Source organism: Streptomyces coeruleorubidus, assembly GCF_008705135.1.
Taxonomy (GTDB): domain Bacteria; phylum Actinomycetota; class Actinomycetes; order Streptomycetales; family Streptomycetaceae; genus Streptomyces; species Streptomyces coeruleofuscus.
Window position 1 is genome coordinate 9,272,826 of sequence record NZ_CP023694.1, and the last position, 17,828, is coordinate 9,290,653.

General features: G+C 68.1%; 15 protein-coding genes and 4 pseudogenes. 8 read left to right on the top strand and 11 right to left on the bottom strand.

What is annotated here, in order from left to right; translation table 11 throughout:
* Positions 1-24: 24 nt before the first annotated feature.
* Positions 25-1,035, bottom strand: a complete 1,011-nt coding sequence (locus CP976_RS42395; protein ID WP_167537522.1) for a hypothetical protein — start codon at positions 1,033-1,035, stop codon at positions 25-27.
* Between the two features lie 115 nt (positions 1,036-1,150).
* On the opposite strand from CP976_RS42395, the gene CP976_RS42400 reads away from it, so the two are divergent.
* Positions 1,151-1,822 carry a TetR/AcrR family transcriptional regulator gene (locus CP976_RS42400; RefSeq protein ID WP_150485108.1) on the top strand — a complete coding sequence of 224 codons (672 nt, stop codon included), beginning with the start codon at positions 1,151-1,153 and terminating at the stop codon, positions 1,820-1,822.
* Between the two features lie 398 nt (positions 1,823-2,220).
* On the top strand, positions 2,221-3,135 hold the full coding sequence (locus tag CP976_RS42405; RefSeq protein ID WP_150485109.1) for a S41 family peptidase: 915 nt from the start codon (positions 2,221-2,223) through the stop codon (positions 3,133-3,135).
* 57 nt (positions 3,136-3,192) lie between these two features.
* Here the strand turns inward: CP976_RS42405 and CP976_RS42410 are convergent.
* The 3 genes and pseudogenes from CP976_RS42410 to CP976_RS44570 all read right to left on the bottom strand — a co-directional run.
* A pseudogene (locus tag CP976_RS42410) lies at positions 3,193-3,996 on the bottom strand (IS5 family transposase); the annotation flags it as partial.
* 69 nt (positions 3,997-4,065) lie between these two features.
* The gene (locus CP976_RS42415) at positions 4,066-4,485 is read right to left on the bottom strand and encodes a RacP protein (protein ID WP_150485110.1); all 420 of its coding nucleotides are present in this window, start codon (positions 4,483-4,485) and stop codon (positions 4,066-4,068) included.
* Between the two features lie 2 nt (positions 4,486-4,487).
* Positions 4,488-5,490, bottom strand: a pseudogene (locus tag CP976_RS44570) (DUF6192 family protein).
* A gap of 644 nt (positions 5,491-6,134) precedes the next feature.
* Here CP976_RS44570 and CP976_RS42430 point away from each other — a divergent pair.
* On the top strand, positions 6,135-6,641 hold the full coding sequence (locus tag CP976_RS42430; protein ID WP_190147059.1) for a carboxymuconolactone decarboxylase family protein: 507 nt from the start codon (positions 6,135-6,137) through the stop codon (positions 6,639-6,641).
* A 162-nt stretch (positions 6,642-6,803) separates the two neighbouring features.
* Here CP976_RS42430 and CP976_RS44235 read toward each other — a convergent pair.
* Positions 6,804-6,910: pseudogene (locus CP976_RS44235) on the bottom strand (esterase); the annotation flags it as partial.
* Between the two features lie 200 nt (positions 6,911-7,110).
* Positions 7,111-8,046 carry an ATP-dependent DNA ligase gene (locus tag CP976_RS42440; protein ID WP_229876587.1) on the bottom strand — a complete coding sequence of 312 codons (936 nt, stop codon included), beginning with the start codon at positions 8,044-8,046 and terminating at the stop codon, positions 7,111-7,113.
* A gap of 171 nt (positions 8,047-8,217) precedes the next feature.
* Here CP976_RS42440 and CP976_RS42445 point away from each other — a divergent pair, with 171 nt between their 5' ends.
* A complete protein-coding gene (locus CP976_RS42445) occupies positions 8,218-8,586 on the top strand; it encodes a hypothetical protein (protein WP_150485113.1) in 369 nt (122 codons plus the stop codon).
* 148 nt (positions 8,587-8,734) lie between these two features.
* Complete coding sequence (locus CP976_RS42450; RefSeq protein WP_150485114.1) at positions 8,735-9,115, top strand: hypothetical protein; 381 nt, start codon at positions 8,735-8,737, stop codon at positions 9,113-9,115.
* A 380-nt stretch (positions 9,116-9,495) separates the two neighbouring features.
* On the opposite strand, the gene CP976_RS42455 is transcribed toward CP976_RS42450, so the two are convergent.
* Together CP976_RS42455 and CP976_RS42460 are read right to left on the bottom strand one after the other, a co-directional pair.
* Positions 9,496-10,266: a hypothetical protein gene (locus tag CP976_RS42455; RefSeq protein ID WP_150485115.1), complete on the bottom strand. Its 771-nt coding sequence runs from the start codon at positions 10,264-10,266 to the stop codon at positions 9,496-9,498.
* A 550-nt stretch (positions 10,267-10,816) separates the two neighbouring features.
* Positions 10,817-13,783, bottom strand: a complete 2,967-nt coding sequence (locus CP976_RS42460; protein ID WP_150485116.1) for an NACHT domain-containing protein — start codon at positions 13,781-13,783, stop codon at positions 10,817-10,819.
* A gap of 482 nt (positions 13,784-14,265) precedes the next feature.
* Here CP976_RS42460 and CP976_RS42465 point away from each other — a divergent pair, with 482 nt between their 5' ends.
* Entirely contained in the window at positions 14,266-15,021 is a 756-nt protein-coding gene (locus CP976_RS42465; protein WP_067023809.1) for a class I SAM-dependent methyltransferase, read from the top strand.
* A gap of 74 nt (positions 15,022-15,095) precedes the next feature.
* Here the strand turns inward: CP976_RS42465 and CP976_RS42470 are convergent, their stop codons facing one another.
* The 3 genes and pseudogenes from CP976_RS42470 to CP976_RS42480 form a co-directional block, all read right to left on the bottom strand.
* On the bottom strand, positions 15,096-15,419 hold the full coding sequence (locus CP976_RS42470; RefSeq protein WP_095749789.1) for a hypothetical protein: 324 nt from the start codon (positions 15,417-15,419) through the stop codon (positions 15,096-15,098).
* A gap of 106 nt (positions 15,420-15,525) precedes the next feature.
* Positions 15,526-15,757: pseudogene (locus CP976_RS44240) on the bottom strand (SNARE domain-containing protein); the annotation flags it as partial.
* 125 nt (positions 15,758-15,882) lie between these two features.
* A complete protein-coding gene (locus CP976_RS42480) occupies positions 15,883-16,797 on the bottom strand; it encodes a LysR family transcriptional regulator (RefSeq protein ID WP_229876589.1) in 915 nt (304 codons plus the stop codon).
* Between the two features lie 131 nt (positions 16,798-16,928).
* Here CP976_RS42480 and CP976_RS42485 point away from each other — a divergent pair, with 131 nt between their 5' ends.
* Together CP976_RS42485 and CP976_RS42490 are read left to right on the top strand one after the other, a co-directional pair.
* The gene (locus CP976_RS42485; protein ID WP_150485117.1) at positions 16,929-17,114 is read left to right on the top strand and encodes a hypothetical protein; all 186 of its coding nucleotides are present in this window, start codon (positions 16,929-16,931) and stop codon (positions 17,112-17,114) included.
* Positions 17,111-17,752, top strand: coding sequence for a hemerythrin domain-containing protein (locus CP976_RS42490; protein WP_150485118.1), 642 nt, complete (start codon positions 17,111-17,113; stop codon positions 17,750-17,752). The genes CP976_RS42485 and CP976_RS42490 overlap by 4 nt, the downstream gene beginning before the upstream one ends.
* The last annotated feature ends 76 nt before the right edge of the window (positions 17,753-17,828 follow it).

A 17,828-nucleotide genomic window follows, 5' to 3' on the forward strand; every position in this document is an offset into this window, starting at 1 on the left:
TCTTGGCCACCGTGCGCGGGCCTGTCACCTCCGAAACTGCTGCGCCACTGCCGCGAAGGCGGCCTTGGGTTCCCATTCCATGTCGGGGTAGGTCTGCCCCCGACGCCCTTCGAGGAGTTTGACGATGCCCAGGCCTGCCCGGTCCAAGTCGTTCCTGGGGTCGCCGTCCGGGCGGTGGGGGTAGCCAGGCAAGGCGAACAGGAACACGAACGCGCTGTCCACGCCCTCGGTCTCGAAAATCTCCAGCAGCTCGCTCAGATATGCGGCCTGGCCTGCCTCGTCACGCTCGTATAGGCCGTTCAGCCGTACAGGGGCCCTGGTCTCTGGGTCGTAATCGACCACTTCCAGCACCCGCCCGCCGCGGTCTCCCGCGCCGCGGTAGGCCGCGGTGCCGAACCCGGTGATGGCGAGCGGCTTCGGGCCTTGGGCCAGGGTGCGCACCGCGTCCCGGAACCGGTCGGCGACCTCGGCGGAGCGGATCAGCTCGAACGTCACAATGTCGAAGGGAGTCCAGTCGACCTGCTCGAACTGGATGGATGCGTAGGTGAGTTTGCCCTGGAAGCGCTCGCGGACCGTGGCCGCGGCCTCGCGGAGGAATGCGTTGATGCGCACGCCGAGCTCGCGCATCGCTTCGGCCCGCCGCTCGGGTTGGCTCATCAGATGCTCGACCCGTTCCTCGGGGCTCTGGCCGGGCAGGAACCCGCGGTTCATCACGCTCAGCTCGACCCCTGAGACGAACACGACTGTGGCCCCCTGCTGCCGGAGCCGTTCCGTTCGCTCGGCGCAGTCGCGGAAGAGCCTGAGGATCTGCTTCGGGTCCAGCTCTAGGGGATAGGGCGAGAACCAGACCTCCAGGCCGAGCTCGGCGGCGGCACCGGCGGCCAGCTCCAGTCGGTCCGGGTCGCCGCCGATGATCTGGACCGCGTTGCAGTGCAGGTCGTCGCGGATGATGGCGAGCTCGCGCCGGACCACCGCGGGGTCGAAGTGCTCGCGGGATATCTGGCCGTGCACGACGAATCCGGTGTCGTAGGTCATTCCTCTTGCTCGCATGGAGACGTCCTCTCTGCCGGTCTCGGTCGGGCGAGGCTGACAGGAAAAGTGCGTGCACGCAAGTTTGCGTGCACGCAGTCATGTGTGGAACGCTGACACCGTGACGACACCACCACCAGGGCTGCCACCACCAGGGCTGAGGGAGCGGAAGAAGCAGGCCACGCGCGAGGCGCTACGCGAGGCGGCCCTGCGCCTGGCCGTGGAGCGCGGACCGGAACAGGTGCGGGTCGAGGACATCGCCGAGGCGGCCGGGGTATCGCCGCGCACCTACAACAACTACTTCGCCAGCCGCGAGCAGGCGATCGTCTCCGCTGTTACCGCGGACCGGGAGGCGCGGATCGCGGCGGCGGTCGCGGCCCGGCCCGCAGGGGTGCGTCTGGCTGACGCCGTCACCGAAGCAGCGGTCGAGCAATACACGAACACCAGTGAGCGCGAACACCAGGCGCTGCTGCTGATCACCACCCAGACCGCGCTGCGCGACGCATTCCTCGATACCACCGCCGGCATCGAGCCCCCTCTCACGGCGGTGATCGCCGAACGCCTAGGTGACGCCGGAGCGCACACAGCCCGCGTTCTCGCGGCGAGCGTGGCCGCGGCGATTCGTATCGCGTTGGAAGGCTGGCTCCGGCCGGCCGGGAACGCAGAGGCCGCCGGGAGTTTCGGTGCTGGAGGACTGGTCGTGCCCTCCGGCTCACTACCCGACCAGCTCCGCGCGGCGCTGGCCCCGCTCGCGCCCGCGTTCGACGCCGCCGAGCGACGCACCCAACCGTAAAGTTGACCCCACTGGGGTATCCGCCGGGCAAGCAGAAGCTCCGGACCATGCCGATGCACCCGGCCGTCATCATCCTCGTCAACCGAGTCAACGTAGATGACGCCATGCCAGTTCGCGACCTACGACTGGAGTAGTAGGGGCGTGGAGATTCGCGGTGAACTTTCGTATGCCAGGGTCGTCGAGCGTGAGCGCCACGCGCTGAGAGCCTGTTTCTGAACCGGAGTCGGCCGCGCACTGATCATCGGAAGTTAGGGTCACCAATAGATCGACTGGTTTGGCGACTGGGAGGGCACATGGTTCGGGGGCGCTTGCCGCGTTTAGGGGCTGCTGGGTTGGTGTGTGTTCTCGCTGCTGGGGCTGGGTGCTCGGGGGAGGAAGCGTCGACTCCGGGGGCGGCAATGTCTGACAAGGCCCGGTCCTACCTGGCCACCGCGTTGGACCTCATGGAGGACAAGGCACTTCGCCGCCACGATGTCGACTGGGATGAGATACGGCGAACAGCCTTCACCGAAGCAGGCAGCGCGCAGCGTCCTGGCGATACCTATCGGGCCATTGAGGCGGCTCTGGGCAGTTTGGGAGACGGGCACAGTAGCTTCTTCGACCCGAAGAGGGCAGAGGAGTCGCACGGGGACGAGCAGGTCCGCAGCCCTGTGGAAGGGCGGGTGTTGGCCGGCGGCATGGGGTATTTGTCGCTACCCGGAGTGCAGGGATCTGAGAAGGTCTATCAGCAGTACCTGCGGGAGGGGCGAGATGCCGTGGCGAAGGCTGATCGTCCGAACGCTTGCGGTTGGGTAATCGACCTGCGCCGCAACCTCGGTGGCAACATGTGGCCGATGCTTGCCGTCGTGGGACCGATCCTCGGTGATGGCGACGTCGGGTCGTTCGTCGATGCGGACGGCAAGAAGACGGTGTGGTCCATTGAGAAGGGCAGCCCTCGTCTGGACGGTGGTTCCACCGGATGGGGAACAAGTCCTCCCGTAGGCGGCGGATCAGCCCCTGTTGCGGTACTCACCAGCCGTTCCACTGGCAGTTCTGGGGAGGCGGTGACTGTGGCCTTCCGTGGGCGCCCTGATACGCGATCCTTCGGCGAGGACACCACAGGCGTCCCCACTGGCAACGTAAATCACCGACTGTCCGACGGGGCCATTCTCAACCTGACGGAAGTGATGGATGCCGACCGCACGGGGCGTGCATACGACAGCCCCATTCCGCCTGACCAGCCAGTCGTCGACAACCTCGGACGCGGGGGAAGCAAGGATCCCGTTTTGGACGCTGCAACGGAATGGTTGTCCGAGCAGCCTGGCTGCGCGTAGGCGGGCTGGGTGATCAGCTGGCCAGCGCCGGTTTCCTTGGCCAGCTGGGGGTGGCGGCTTTCCGGGCGAGGCGCCTGGTCATGAGGGTGATGGCGGCCCATGTGATCAGGGTCTCGGAGTGCTGGATGAGCCGTTCGTAGTCCCTGGCGTGGCGGCGGGCGTGCATCATCCAGGCGAGCGAGCGTTCCACGACCCAGCGGCGGGGCAGGATCACGAAGCCGGAGGCGTCTTTTGGGCGGCTGACGGGCTTGATGGTGAGGTTGAGATGCTGTTTCGCCCAGTCGACGAGCTTCCCGGCGTAGGCGGAGTCGGCCCACACGATTGTGATCTCGGGGTGCATCAGGCGGAGGCGGAAGAGGACTTCCTTCGAGGCTGCGGCGTCGTGCAGGTCGGCGGGGGTGACCATGACCATGAGAGAGGCAGGCCGCGGGTGTCCACGACCATGTGCCGTTTGCGGCCGTTGATTTTCTTGCCTGCGTCGTAGCCGCGGGTGGCCTTGGATACGGTTTCGGCGGCCTTGACGCTCTGGGAGTCGATCACGGTGGCGACTGCGCGGGGGCCTTTGCCCATCGCGCGGCGGATCCGGCAGGCGAGGTGGTCGCGGATCTGTCCGATCACTCCGGCGGCTGCCCAGCGGGCCATGAATCCCCAGACCGTGCGCCATGGCGGGAAGTCGGCGGGCAGAGCCCGCCACTTGCAGCCGGTGTCGACCACGTAGCGGATGGCGTCGACGATCTCTCGCCGAGGGTGTTTCTCGGGCCGGCCGCCGCGGCTGGTCTCGCAGGCCGGCTCCGGCAAAAGCGGTTCGAGCAGAGCCCATTCCACATTCGTGGTATCGGAGGGATAGCGACGCTGACGCATGGCTGTGGCTTCCTTCCGGATCGAACAGGGAGGGGGTGGCCGGCCGGAGGCCGAGCGCCCCCTCGGTGGTCAGGAAGAGACGACGAGGCCGAGGGTGGATTCGATGGAGTTGAGCTGGGCGACGATGTGGCGTACCCACTTGTCGCCCGGGTGGGCGGCGGCATGCGGGGCGACGGTGCCGGTGATGAACCGGCGGAACTCGGTCAGCTTCTCGGTGAGCACGGCCCGTTCGTATGCCTCCAGCGCGGCGCGCTCCGCGCCGAGCTGGTAGCCGTCGACTCTGGTCCAGATCAGCGGTGGCCAGCTGTTTTCGGCGATGATGTCGCGCAGGGCGGCCAGCCCCGACCTGACCTGGCTGGGAGACAGCCCGCTGGCACGGGTCAGCTGGGGGAACAGCAGTCCCGCTGGTCTAGCCTCGAACAGCACGAACCGCAGGGTGTCCGCGTGCCGTTGGGCGGCCTCGCCCCGGCGCCGCGATGCGCGGGGCACGATTACTCGCCCCGCAGCATGCGGGCGAGCTCGTCATCCATGTCGACCTTGCCGGTGTCAACCGCGGTCTCGATCCAGTCCAGCGTCGCCCGTACCTTGGCGACGTTCTGGTGCACGATCGTGGCCTCGTCCTCGCCGAGGGTGCGGTCGCGCAGGCCCGGAACAGCCCGGCCGACCGCGGCGACGAAGGAGTGGCAGGCGGTGACCAGGTCCAGGAACTCCACCGTCCGGTGGATCTTCTTCACTGCCGGGGCGACGGAGCTGGTGTCTTCGAAGTGCGCGCGGGCTTGCCGACTGCGCTCGTTCTGGGCATGGTTGACCTGGAAGCGGGCGGTGTCGTCGCTCATCGTCCGAAACGCGACGCCCGGCCTGCGCAGCAAGTTCGTGGCCGCCGTGGTGGCCACGTGCTCGTCGCGGGTTGAACTCCTCCACCACCCGGGCCTTGTCCACCGTGGTCACCTTGGCCGTCACCTCCGGCCGCTTCAGGAAGTCGCTGGTCACCGCAGCGGCGACTTGGTCGTCCTGGGCGAGCGTGTGAATCGCGGTGACCTTCTCTTTCGGCGTCACCGGTGTCTCGACCCGGTTGCCGACCCGACGGCTGGCGTCGTCTGGCGTCCACCGGGCCCTGCCCTGGGGCGGTGTGAGGATCGCGTCGAACCGTTCCTGGTCGTCCTCGATGTATGCCAGGATCCGGTGAACGGTGTAGGAGACGCCCTTCTGCCGTCGGTCGGCCGGCCATCGCGAGGACGTCCACCTCACTGACTTCACCGTGCTGAACTTCAGGCCGATGTCCTCAGCCAGCCGCGTGAGCGTCGTGGTCACCGACCACTCCGGGCCACCGCGTGGTGGCCGCCCGGCTCCCTCATCGGCTCAATCTCCAGGGCGCGGTCCCCGATCGTGAACTGCCCGCGCGTCTGCTGTTCCACCACGTCCCGCAGCTCGGCCACGATCTGCTCGTAAACGGGACTGGCTGACGCTTCCGACGTTGTCGATCTCCTCCGCCATGGGTTTCACCACCCATGCGGGCCGCAGCACGGAGCTAACGTCCGTGACGTGTACACGGCCCGCTCAGCACCGAGAGTCAGACCGAAAACCCACTGATCACAACAAACGACCGCAAGTGACCGGATTCTGAACGAAGCCGGACTCAGAATGCGTTCGCAATGCGGTCACTGTGCCCGTTCGTCGAACGTTTCCTTCCGGCGCCTCCAAGCCCTCACCACACACCGCCGCGAGCAGAAGACTGCGTTCGACCTCCGGTCGACGCCGGCAACCCACCGGGCCCCGCACTCGGGACACTCGACCCCGCCCGCACCGCCCTGCACGGCCGCCAGGCGCTTACGCAACCGGCGTTCCGTACGCCACTGCCTGGCACGACACGCCGTGGAGCAGTACACCGGCTGAGGTCGCGCCCCCGGTCTCAGCCGGTCGCCACAAGCCCGACAGTTCCTCTCCCCAACCCGCCCGGCGCCTCTGGACACCACGCCAGCGTAGAACCAAGGCTACTCAGAACCGGGGATCAGAAACACGCGCTGACACTGCTTGGACCTGGCTGCCTGCCCAAGAACGACTGTCTTCCGTCTGTCACATTTCTCTGTCGCGATCCGTCAGGGCAGTGACGGCAACATGAGAGCCCTATGGAGATGGCGATGGAAACACGTTCGATCACGGCGGAGGTCTCGATGGTTCCGCGGATGTCCGAGGACCCCGCGGAACTCGTTCCCGAGCTGGCGGAGGCGTCGGCGGCGCTGTTCAAGGTCACCGGCAACGGTTCGGTACCGCGCTGCACGATCAGCCTGGTTCAGTTGCGTGCCGGTCAGATCGTCGGCAGCACCTACCTCACCGTTCTGCACACGGGCTTCCTGCGCAAGGCCGGGGAGTCGGAGGAACGGATCACGTCGGTGGCGTCCTGGCAGGACTCGCCGTACTTCACAGGCGCCGAGCGTGCCGCGCTGGCACTTGTGGAAGCCGTCCTTCAGCCGTCCATAGACGGCGAGAGGGTCTCGAACGAGCTGTATGCGCAGGCAGCCGAGCACTATGAGCCCAAGGCGCTCGCCACCCTGATGTTCGCGATCGGCCAGGTCAACTTCTTCATCCCGGTAGCGCTCATCGCCAAGCCAGTGCCCGGCCGGTCATTCACCGACCCGTGGAAGTGAGGCCACCCGGGTAAAGCTCGATGCTCAGGTCCCCAGGCGGTGACCCGAGCGAGCCACCCCGCAGACGCGTCGGCTGCGACCAGGAAACAAGATCACGGAGTGGCTGGGAGGCTGCGTATCCACAGCAAGGCTCCGCGGAGTGCGGTAGATGTTGCGCGGTCCCTGGCGGTCCACCTCCGCGTACCAGTCCTGCCAGCGCCGGTCATCCGCAGGTCCTCCCAGCGCGTGCCGTGCCCGGGCAGCAGCGGCAGCGAGACGGTCAGCAAGCGTCTTGGAGATCGTGCAGGTCACCACGGCGTCTGGGCGTGGTCGGGGTACTGACATCCCCGTTGCGGCCGCTTTCGCCCATGTCCCTGGCTGGAGTTGAGGGATGAGGGAAGGGCGGGATGGACGGCGCGGGCGCGGCTGGGGATCGGGACGCACTCGCCGGTGTTGCGCGGCGGCGGCCGGGGCCGCCGCGGCGCCGCCGTCACGGCGGCGTCGTCAGGAGAGGGACGTCGGTGGGGGAGAGGTCGGTGCGGGGGCGGTGCAGGCGTGCGGGGTGTCGCCACCGGCCGGCGGCGTCGCGGGCGACGTCGACGCCGACCTCCACGACCAGCTCGGGACGCACGAGCGTGACGTCCAGCGTCTGCCTGGTGCCCCATCCGGCAGCAAACGACCAGCCCCTCCACGGATGTCCGGGCAGGGCCGGAGCGAGGAGGCCGGCGAGTGTGCTGCTGGTCGCCTGGGTGAGGGTGGTAGTTCGGCCGGTGTACTCAAGGCGCCCTCGGGCGTCGTACCTGCCGAGCAGCAGACTGCGCGGCGCGGTCACAGGTCCGGTGACTGCGCTGACGATCGCCTCGGTCGTCTCCCGAACCTTGTACTTCCGCCAGCCCCTCGCTGACGGCTGATACGTACTGTCCAGCCGCTTGTAGACCACGCCTTCCATGCCGACCGCCGACCATGTCAGCCACTCGCGCACCGTGTCCGGGTCGGTGGTCGACGGGCACAGCGCCCATGGCGCGGACAGCGGCCGCGCGGAGAACAGCGATTCCAGTGCGGCCCGGCGCCTCCGGTACGGCCAGAGTGTCGTGTCCGTGCCGGACAGTCTGAGCAGGTCGAAGGCGACGAAGTGGGCCGGCCACTCGGCAGCCGCCCGGGCCGCCCCGGCACCACGCCGCTGCAACCGGTCCTGCAACCGCTCGAAGGCGAGCCGCCGTTCCTCCCACACGACCAGCTCGCCGTCCAGAGCGGTCGCGTCCGGCAGCTGCGCGGCGCCGGCCACAACCTCCGGGAACGCGGAGGCCAGCTCGGTGCCGCGCCTTGAGCGCAGCACCACCTGCCCCGCGTCGACGGAGACCAGGGCCCGGAACCCGTCCCACTTAGGTTCTGCGGCCCAGCCGGGCCGCAGATCGGGATCGGGCACGGGCAAAGTCAGCATCGGCTCCGGCAGCGTCCACGTCACGCACCATGCCTTCCACACTGGCCGGCCGCCGTTCGAGTGCATGCCCCGAGCAGCGCCTCAGGCGAGCGAGGGGATCTTCCGTGTGACACTGCTCGCCGGTCCCTTTCGAGCGGAACGGTCGTTGAGTCGGTCATGGAGTTGTCGGCGCATGCCGGGCCCGGGGTAGAGAAGGCAGCCGAACAGGCCGTCGAGAGCGCCTGTCACCTCGCGGACCTCGCGGGCCCGGACGCATGGAGCACGGCGGCCACTGAGGATGTCCTCGACGCGATCGACACCCTCACCGACACCCTTAGCACCGTCGGGGAGGACCTCGCACAGGCCCTCGCCGCAGTGGCGACCGCCACCGCCCAGGCGCGCCGACGCCTGGGCATCACCGTGGACGACCAGGCGCCCGGGCGGGACAGCGCGGCGTCGGTACCCGTGGCGGGTGGCCCGGGGCGAAGGCCGCCCAGACGTCGCGGGCTCGGTCCGGGCTTCCGAGGCATCCGCAAGGACCGCTGAGCTTGTCCTTTAAGGTCTGGGGCCCGCCACTCCCGCTCGATGCTCGGATACATGCAGCGCGACGACGGATGGGACGACAATCCCTCTGCCGGCCTCGCCTGACACCGCGATCGTCTCCGTCACAGAACAGCGAAAGGGGTGACGCCGAGTGCAGAGCACGCACGCCGTCATCGTCGTCACGCACAAGCTCACGCGTCAGGGCACCGCCAAGGGCGGAAAGGGGACTCCCGCGTCCGTCCACACCGCCCACTGCCCGGCGCTCGCCCTCACCGGCGAGAGCGCCGGCACTCCTGAGGAGGCCGTTCGGCGTCTCACGGAATCGGTCACCGCCGACGCCGTTGTCACGCTCCAGAAGAACGTGCCGGACGAACTGATCGCCGTCCTGCCGGTCAAGCTTCTGTCGGCCGACGAGGAGGGCGGGCCTGCGTTCGAGTGGGGCGACATCCAAGAGGCCCACCTCACCGACGTCCGCTCCATCGGCACGACCGAGCCCACCATCGGCGCGGTACAGCGACTCCTGAAGGAGTAGGAGCGGGAGGCGTTCCTCGCCGAGATCCAACGCGCGCCGCTCGGCGAGCAGCTCATCCGGGTGCTGACCCGCTGGTGGGTGCACGCACTACTGGGCAGGTACGAGGTCCAGGTGCCGCAAGGCATCGCGGACATGCGGCTGATCGAGCTTCCTCGTACGTAGCCGGTCACACGTCAGCCCCTGTTGGGTCCAATGAGTCCAACTGGGGCTGATGTGTACTTACCGGATCACCGTCGAGGTCGCCGCTGACGAGGCGCACTGGGCGGAGCAGTACCGGGCGGGCACGTCCGCCTCAGGGGCGAGATACGGGGTGGCCCCGCACACGCAGATGCCGGCGGCCAGCTTGCGGATGTGGGCGGCGGCGGACCTGGCCCTCTTCCTCAGGCGGAGGTGTTCGTTTTCCTCAGGCGGAGGTGTTCGTTGTCGATCGCATGCCGGATGGCCGTGGCTTCTGCGTCGTTGAGGTAGATCTCGTCGATCAGATCGGGATCTCCGTAGCAGCCCTCGACCAGTTCAGCGGCGACCTCGGAGAACGCTCCCTGGGCGACAGCGGCCGCGATCAGCGCGTCGCCCTGGTCCCCCGCATGCGCGGCGGCCGGAGTGCTCTCGAACTCCTGCCGCCGGTCGTTGCCCCACGCCCAAGCCATCTTGGCGAGTTCAGTCTTGGAGCGTTGGGCGAGGTGCTGGCGCTCGCAGTACGGGATCAAGGATTCGGCGACCGGCAGGTGCTGGCACCCCGGGGCGAGGCACAGCTCGGCGACCCAGTCGTCCTGTGACAGCAGGAGCTGGAAGCGGCGACCGCCGCACGCCACCACAACGGCGTTGAAACCGTCGCGGGACTCCATCGTCATCTCGGCGGACAGACCGCTCGCCGCGAGGTCACCGGTCAGCTGCAGGACCGACGTGTAGGGCACGGGGCCGTCCAGCAGCGCCGAGTCGAACATGCGCGGTGCCCATTCGGCGTCGACCTCGGGATGGTCACCTGTCCACTCGGGGGAGGTTGTGCACTCGACGAGCAGTTCCCGCAAGGAGAACACCGTCGGCGAACTGCCGGACGCGGTGGCCTGACGCAGTGCGGCGGTGTACTTGGCGCCGGTCTCGCGCTGCGCCGCACGGGCGCGCCGAGCAGCGGTGCTCTGGTTACGTGGCATCGGTCTTCTCCGACTCGACGGGCACGCCCACGCCGCCCGTCGACGAAGAGATGCAACGTCAGGGCGTCGCGGGCCCCGTAGGACCTTGGCCGATCGCGGGCCGACGACGTGGGCGTCGACCTGCGGCGGGCGGCGGTGCGCGTCCAGCCGAAGGCACCGTAGCGCAAGTGCAAGCCCAGGGCGGATAGGCCCGCGACTCTCGCTCGATGTTCGGCTACATCCAGCGCGAGACCGCGGCGGCCAGGTTGGTCCCATTGCCCGCGAAGGTGATCTTCTTGCTCTCGCGGTACCACCTGATGCGCACACTCAGACAGAGCCTCCGCCAGATCCAGTACCGCAGCAATCATCGATGGCTACCTCGCCGGAACCGGCCTCACCTTGACGACACCACGCCAACAAAGTCAGTAATGCCAGACCCGCTGCGCAGATCCTCACGGCCTACACACCCGGCGGGACACCAACCTGTCACGACACGGCGTAACCCGCACCGTCAAAGATCTCTAGCAATGCCTGGATGCTTGCGGTAGGGGCGTCGATGGGCAGCAACGGCTCACGGAATCGGGGACGGCTCTCGGCGGGCCCCAGTGTCATCGGCGTCCGCGGTAGCGGCGAGACGCTGCTGGAGCCGCACATGGCGGAACTCGTAGTGCGCGCCCGACTGCCGCAGCACTCCGCGGCGGTGGGCTTCAGCTAGGAACTGCATGAGCCGCCACGGCGCCCGCCCGGTCACGGCCAGCCAAATCCGGGCCGCGCCCATCCGTCCCCAGGCGCTCAGCGCGAGCGTGTTGGTGCCGACCTGCACCCATACCTCGGTGTGCATCGTGCCCAGCGTGCTGCCGCGCCCCGCTGCCGAGATCAGCACAACGCAGGCCGCCCCCGAAACGAGGGCCGCGAACGCGCTGCGTCCGAAGGTGGCGGCGCGGTCGGTGCGCAGGGTGTTGCGCGGGCCGGCGGCGCGGATCGTGTCGGAGGGGGTGTTCAGGGCTTGGTAGACCCCGGAGGCGCAGCCGCCGATGGTGCCGACGAGCATGCCGAAGCCGAGGCAGGGCCACACGGCGTCGAGAAGGATGACCCAGACTGGACGGCGTACCAACCACACCTTGACGTCGTGCGGCAGGGCGACGACCAGGTTGTGGGCGTCGACGGGCTTGTCCCGCCATGTGCCGGGCTCGCCCTTCCAGACGACCACCCACCGATCGTCCTTCTTCTGGATCCACGGCTTCCCCGTGAATTCGCCGAGTTCGTCGTTGTACGAGATCCGGGCCTGGTCGTTCACGACGAACGGATTGGCGAGCGCCGTACGCCGTACCAACAGGATCTTCTCGGGTCGCGTCGAGCGGACGGAACGGCGGCCGTCGTCGGTCTCCCGAAGTCGCCATCCACGGATCACGTCGTCGTTCGATGGCCGGCCGGCCGAGTGGATCTCGTACGCAGCGAAGGCGCCGGTGACGCAGCCCACGACGGTCCCGGCGCAGACGCTGATGAGAGTGCAGGCGATGAAGCCCCGCACCAGTCCCTTCCGGAAGGCGCGCAGTACGACGGCCGGGCTTGTGTACTGCTCGGCCGCCCGTTCGCCGCGCCGCATCCCCGCGAGGAAGAACAGCAGTCCGGTGACCACGCAAGTCGCGGCCGGGAGTACCTCCGTGACACAGCCGTAGATCACAAATCCGGCCAGGACGACCACGCCGCCCAGCGCCCGCACAACCCGTGGACCGTCTGGGCTGTATGCCCACGGCAGACCCAGCGGAAGGGGGCGCCGGGGCAAGCCGCCGACGGCGAACATCATCGACAGGACGAGGCCGAAACAGCACCCGTTGAGGAACCAGGCGGGCCGCTGGGTGAATACGGCGCCGAGTCGCGAGCTGACAAGCGGCGGTACAAGCAGGCCCAGAGCCACCGCAACGACCGCAGCCGCAGCGGTCATCACCAGCGCCATGCGAGCCAACTGCCGTGGCCCCTGAGGAGTCCGGGCCGTGGCGGGCATCAGCTTGGCCATTCCGAAGCACAGGCCCACGTAGATGCCCGCGAAGTTGAGTACCGCCGACAGCGGGCTGTCCCAGTTGGCGACCACGCCACCGCCGAACACCGCCAGCGGGACCAGCAGCGTCGCGGTGGCGAGCAGCGCCAGGAATGCCGGGCCGAGCACGCGCAGCGCGGGCGGCATCGCGGCGGGCAGCTCCCACCAGGCCAGTCGCCAGACATCGGTTGTACTCGAACCGCCTGTCGCACTGGTACGGCCAGCCGCTCCGGTGCCGCCCACGTCGTCGGGGCGGTGGCTCGGAAGTTCGCGGGCGAGGCGACGGAGCCAGCGGTCGGCAGCCTCCGGACGCCAGGGGCTCGCACGGTCGGCGAAGGCCGCCGGGACGAAGGCATCCAGCAAGTGCTTCTCGATGTCCTCGGCCGTGGGGAAGCGAACCTCGTCGTTGAGTTCGGACGGGTCGCGGGAGCTATCCCCATAAACCGTGCGCGCCAGTGTCACCATCAGCGGCGACTTGAGTACGGCGGCCAAGGAGACGGAGGGCGCGTCAAGGACGGCCGTCCAGACCGTGGCAGGCTCTCCGCCCGGGGCAGTCTCGCCGTTCGAACGTGCCGTTCGCTCCAGGTAGTCCCGCACTGCAGCCCGCTCCAGCGGCCGCAGTTCCACGACCTCGGCGGCCGTCAGCACGTCAGCATCGCCGCGCACTGCGCTGTCCCAGACGGCGGTACGGCAGGTGAGCAGAACGGGCAGCCGCTCGTCGAGGTCGGCGTTCAAGAGGCGCAACGCATCCGGGTGTGCTTCTGCAGGCAGTTCGTCGAAGCCGTCGAGTACCGGCAAGATGAGACCGGCGTCCAGTAGTTCTTCGGCCAGCGTGCGCTCGCCCCGCACGGCCGCCAGCGGCCGGTACTCGGCGGCCAGCCGCTCGGCCAGCCACTCGCGCAGACCGACCGACCGGGGGTCCCAGCCCGCCAGGGCGAACAGCACCGGGACGGGGTCGCCGGGCCGCCGGGCGTCGATCGCGCCGAGGACGAACTTAACGGCGAGGACGGTCTTGCCCGCCCCCGGCTCGCCCAGCACGACCAGGCGGTGAGAAGGCAGGTCCCTGAACATCTCGACGATCCGGTCGAGCCGCTGGTCGCCGTCGCGTGGTGCGGGCAGGGGACGCCCGCGCCAGACGTTCCGGCCGTGGTCGGCGAGCGGCGGGCCGACGCGCGACCAGTGCACGCTCAGCGGCTCCGGGTCCTGCAGACGGCGCAGTCGTGCTTCGACCGCCCACTGGGCCTGCACCGCCTCGACGAGTTCGTCAGCAGCCCGTCGTCGCCGGTCGGCACTCGTCCGATTGTCCGCCGGTCCGCGCACGAGGTCGGCCACGAAGGCGCAGACTGAGACGAATGCGGAGATCGAGGAGATCCACATCGACGCCTCGTCCGCGTCGCCGCCCCTGCTGGCCAAGACGACGGCCAGCGCGACCAGGGCGGCTGCGACCACGCCCAGCCCGACGCGTCGTTGTACCCCTGCTTCGCTGAGTGGTGTCCACATGGCCTGACCCCCGTGCCCCGAACTGCCGGTCCCAGGTGAACGAGGTGCCGGGCGGCTGTGGTACTGGTGCTGGAGTAGGCGCACAGAAGCATGACGGGAGCGTGCGCGACGGCCACGCCGAACTCAGCGCCTTCTGAACAGTCCGCCAGCCCACCCGGTACTTGCGCTCCAGCGCCCGGTTCGACATGCCCTCGCGAGCGTCACGCCGCAGCGCGGCATACAACTCGACCTTCGACTGACCAGGCGGCATCGGCGGTGCTCCTTCATTGAGCACATTCACCTTGCCACCGCAACCCCGCGAGTGACACTACTTCTCACGAACAACTTCCCAGCTAACCAGCCGGTGACATCCACTCAGACGGACAACTGACAACCCACAAACACCGTCAGAGCCATCCTTGCGAAAACCATTGGTGCCCGGCTTGCTCCGCTGATGGACTGACGTCCTACCGTGAGTCTGCCGCGTGAGGGAGGTAGTGGTTGTGACAGGCTATGACGTGCTTGCCGAGGTGTACGAATGGCTCATCTCGGATGCAAAGTTGCCTCCAGCCGAGTTCGCTGCGTCGTTCGACGACGTCCTCAATCTCCTGCCGTCGAACGCTCACGTCCTCGACTGTTCGTGCGGAACCGGACAGTTGGCGGTTGGCCTCGCCGGTCGTGGCATGCAGGTTGTCGCAACTGACGCCAGCGAGGCGATGGTTCGTCGGACTGCAGAGTTGTCTGAGGAGTTCGGGGCATCCGTCCGGGCCGTACGGGCGAACTGGGAAGAGTTGCCCGACCATTTCCAGGACAACACGTTCGACATGGTGTTCTGCGTTGGCAACTCGCTTCACCATGCCGCGGGCGCGACAGGCAGGGGTGCTGCTCTGGAGTCGATGTCACGGCTTCTGCGCCCCGGCGGGCGCTTGGTACTCACATCCCGCACTTGGGAACTCGTGAGGGCCAGAGGTTCCCGGCTGGAGATCAGTGACCGACTCGTCCGCCGGAACGGTCGCGATGCCGTCGTGGTCTACCGCTGGGAGATTGCGCCGCATTGGGAGGAGGAGCACCACATCGAGATTGCGATCGCGCAAGTTGATGCGACCGGGTTGGTTCTTGTCCGCTCGGAACTGCTGTCCTGCTGGCCCTACCGGTACGAGGAACTCGAAGTCGAGCTGCACCGGGTCGGACTCCAAACGGAACTGAGCACGTTCGATCTTGAGGCCGAGAACTACATGGTGGTCGCGAGCAAGGTATAAACACCGGACTCTCAGTCCCTGGCCGGACCGCGCGGTTGCTCGCAGGACGCTTGCGCCCTCTCATCGGTGCGGGTTCAAGTGGTCAACGCAACGCCTCGGACGAGGAGTGCTCGTCGATCAGACGGCGGTAGATCCGGGGTGACGGTGTGGCGCTGTTTCCTGGTCGCGTCCAGATCAATGAGCAGGATCTCGTCGATCAGCAGCGTGAACGGATCCAGCTTCGACGGCCGCGCCGAAGCGGTTGTCGTGCGTGGCTGCGGCCAAGCCGAGGTCAGGGCCTTGTTGACCGTGCTCCAGGTGACGCCGTACTTGCACTGCAACGCCCGGTTCGACATGCCATCGCGGGAGTCGCGCCGCAGCGCGGCGTACAACTCGACCTTCGACTGGCCAGGCGGCATCGGGGGTGCTCCTTTACTGAGCACATCCAGCTTGACACCGCAACCCCGATGGTGACGTCAGAATTCGCGAACATCTTTCTGGGCCATCACCTGGTGCCGTCAGCTTTCACGAACAACTGACGTCACCAACTACCGACAGAACCACAGCGGCCTTTTCGCGGGCGGCGCGCACCATCTCGTCCAGCCCGTTGGCGACCTGCCGCCTTCTCCGAGGACTGGCCGATCCGCACCATCGTGTCCTTCAGCGTCGCTCCGGCCTGCGTCGACAGGGTGTGCCCTGTGTGGTGAAGGTCGTAGAGCCTGACCGACTTCGGCAGGCCGACCATCAGCCGGGGTCGTAAGACGCATGTCGAAGCGCTCGTTTGACGAGGGGGCACGACGACGGCGAGGCGGCCCCGGCGTCACGCGCCCGCGACCCTGCGCGCTGGCGGAATTCGGACCTCGCTCCTCTGTACCCGGCCATTCACAGACGAGACATACCGAGGCTGCGCACCACCTCCGCGAAGGCGCGAATGAGGTCGTTCTCGGTCTCGCTGCGCCACACCAGGGCGTACGGCAGGGCCGGCATGTCGGGGAGCGGCAGCCACCGGATGTGGGACATGGCCCAGTACTTGGTGACGTGGGCAGGGAACGTGTGGACGATCTCGCCGGTGCCGACGAGATTGATCAGCTCGTCGGGGGTGGTGACGGTGTCGACGCGTTCGATGGATCTGCCTTGGGGGGTCTGGAAGGGCAGGTACGCGTCCTCCCAGTAGTCCAGCATCTGGGGGGCCGTGGCATGCGGGAAGTCGGCGACCACCTCCAGCGATACGGAGGATCGTTCCGCCAACTCGTGGTCACTGGAGACGGCGAGCACGCGCGGGTCGCGGAACATGATCGGGCCCACGGTGAGGTCGGGTTCCTCCACGGGCAGCCAGGCAACCAGGACGTCCATCTCCCCGGCGCGGAGCCGGCCGAACGGATCGACGTAGGAGGCTTGGCGCACCTGAAGCTTCCATTGGGGGTGGCGAGCCCGGAAGACTCGCCAATGGGGGTGCAGATCAGGCAGGTTGAAGGGCATCATGCCGATGCGTAGCGTGGCGGTGACGCCCTGAGCTGCGAGCCGGGCCCGTTCCAAGCTCGCCAGCAGACCCGCGTACACCGGCTTCAGATCGTCTCGCAGGAGTTGGCCCAGCGGTGTCAATCGGATGTCACGACGGCTGGAGCGGTCGAACAGCTCGCCGCCGAGGCGGCGTTCCTGCTGCTTGATCGCCTGACTCACACGCGCCTGACTCACGTGCAGCCGCGCGGCGGTACGCCCGAAGTGCAGCTCCTCTGTGAGCGTCAGAAAGATCTCGATGTCCCGTACTTCCACGATGCCCCGCCCCCGCGTCCTCACGTTCCCCGACATAACCCTCCGGTTATCGGGGCCATTCCAGATCCGGCGTTGATCACGTCCACCGCCCCGAGGGAGCCTTGAAGCCACCGGAGAGCGACGTCGAACCACGCCTGCTCACAGGAGATTTCACCATGCAGACACGTATGAAGGACCTGGCTGTCGTGATCCCGGCCGGCAAGGCACCCTGCTTCACCGACGCCGAGCGGGCGGCGATGCGTCTGGCGGAAGCGGTCACCCGCCCCGCGGGCACCACCTGGGGGCTGAGCTGGCCGACGGGACACGGACGCGGTCACGAGCAAGGAACGAGAACACGATGAACGACCGGCTCGACATGACCGTGATGTACGCGATGCACCACGCGCTTCGGCGCGACCTCCAGCACGTCGCCCGCATCACCTCGCGCGCCGATCGCCACCCGGGCGAGGCCCTGCGTGCCGCCGCGGGCTGGGACCTTCTCAAGGTGGCTCTGCACGTCCACCACCGCGCTGAAGACGACGCCCTGTGGCCGGCCCTGCGCGGCAACCTCACCGGGAGGCCCGACGACCTCGCCCTCCTGGAGGCGATGGAGGCCGAGCACGCGGCCCTCGATCCGCTTGTCGAAGCGCTCGACAAGGCCCTGGCGGATCCGGGAACGACGCCTAACCTTGTCGGCGACCTCGCGGACTCCCTCGTCACGGGCCTGACCGGGCACCTCGCCCACGAGGAGGAGGCCGCGCTTCCGCTCGTCCAAGAGGTCGTCACGCCGGAGCAGTGGGCCCACTTCGGCCAGGTCCACGTCCAGCGGATCGGCCCCGACGCGCCCCGGCTCCTGCCCTGGCTCCTGGACGACGCCGACGAGAGGACGATCACGAAGCTGCTGGCACCCCTGCCCGGGCCGGCACGCCATGCCTACGAGCACCAGTGGCGGCCGGCCTACACGGCGCTCGACCCGTGGGCCGGAACCCCTGAGGCCTGACCCGGCCCGGTGGAATATCAGCACCGCCCAGGCGGCGGACGCGAACTCGGCGCTTTCTGTCCCTTCCAGCGCTGAC

Coding starts and splice junctions, on each gene's coding strand:
- CP976_RS42395 (WP_167537522.1), bottom strand. CDS start 1,035: ATGACCTACGACACCGGATTCGTCGTGCACGGCCAGATATCCCGCGAG.
- CP976_RS42405 (WP_150485109.1), top strand. CDS start 2,221: ATGTCTGACAAGGCCCGGTCCTACCTGGCCACCGCGTTGGACCTCATG.
- CP976_RS42430 (WP_190147059.1), top strand. CDS start 6,135: ATGGAAACACGTTCGATCACGGCGGAGGTCTCGATGGTTCCGCGGATG.
- CP976_RS42445 (WP_150485113.1), top strand. CDS start 8,218: ATGGAGTTGTCGGCGCATGCCGGGCCCGGGGTAGAGAAGGCAGCCGAA.
- CP976_RS42455 (WP_150485115.1), bottom strand. CDS start 10,266: ATGCCACGTAACCAGAGCACCGCTGCTCGGCGCGCCCGTGCGGCGCAG.
- CP976_RS42460 (WP_150485116.1), bottom strand. CDS start 13,783: ATGTGGACACCACTCAGCGAAGCAGGGGTACAACGACGCGTCGGGCTG.
- CP976_RS42470 (WP_095749789.1), bottom strand. CDS start 15,419: ATGCCGCCTGGCCAGTCGAAGGTCGAGTTGTACGCCGCGCTGCGGCGC.
- CP976_RS42485 (WP_150485117.1), top strand. CDS start 16,929: ATGCAGACACGTATGAAGGACCTGGCTGTCGTGATCCCGGCCGGCAAG.
- CP976_RS42490 (WP_150485118.1), top strand. CDS start 17,111: ATGAACGACCGGCTCGACATGACCGTGATGTACGCGATGCACCACGCG.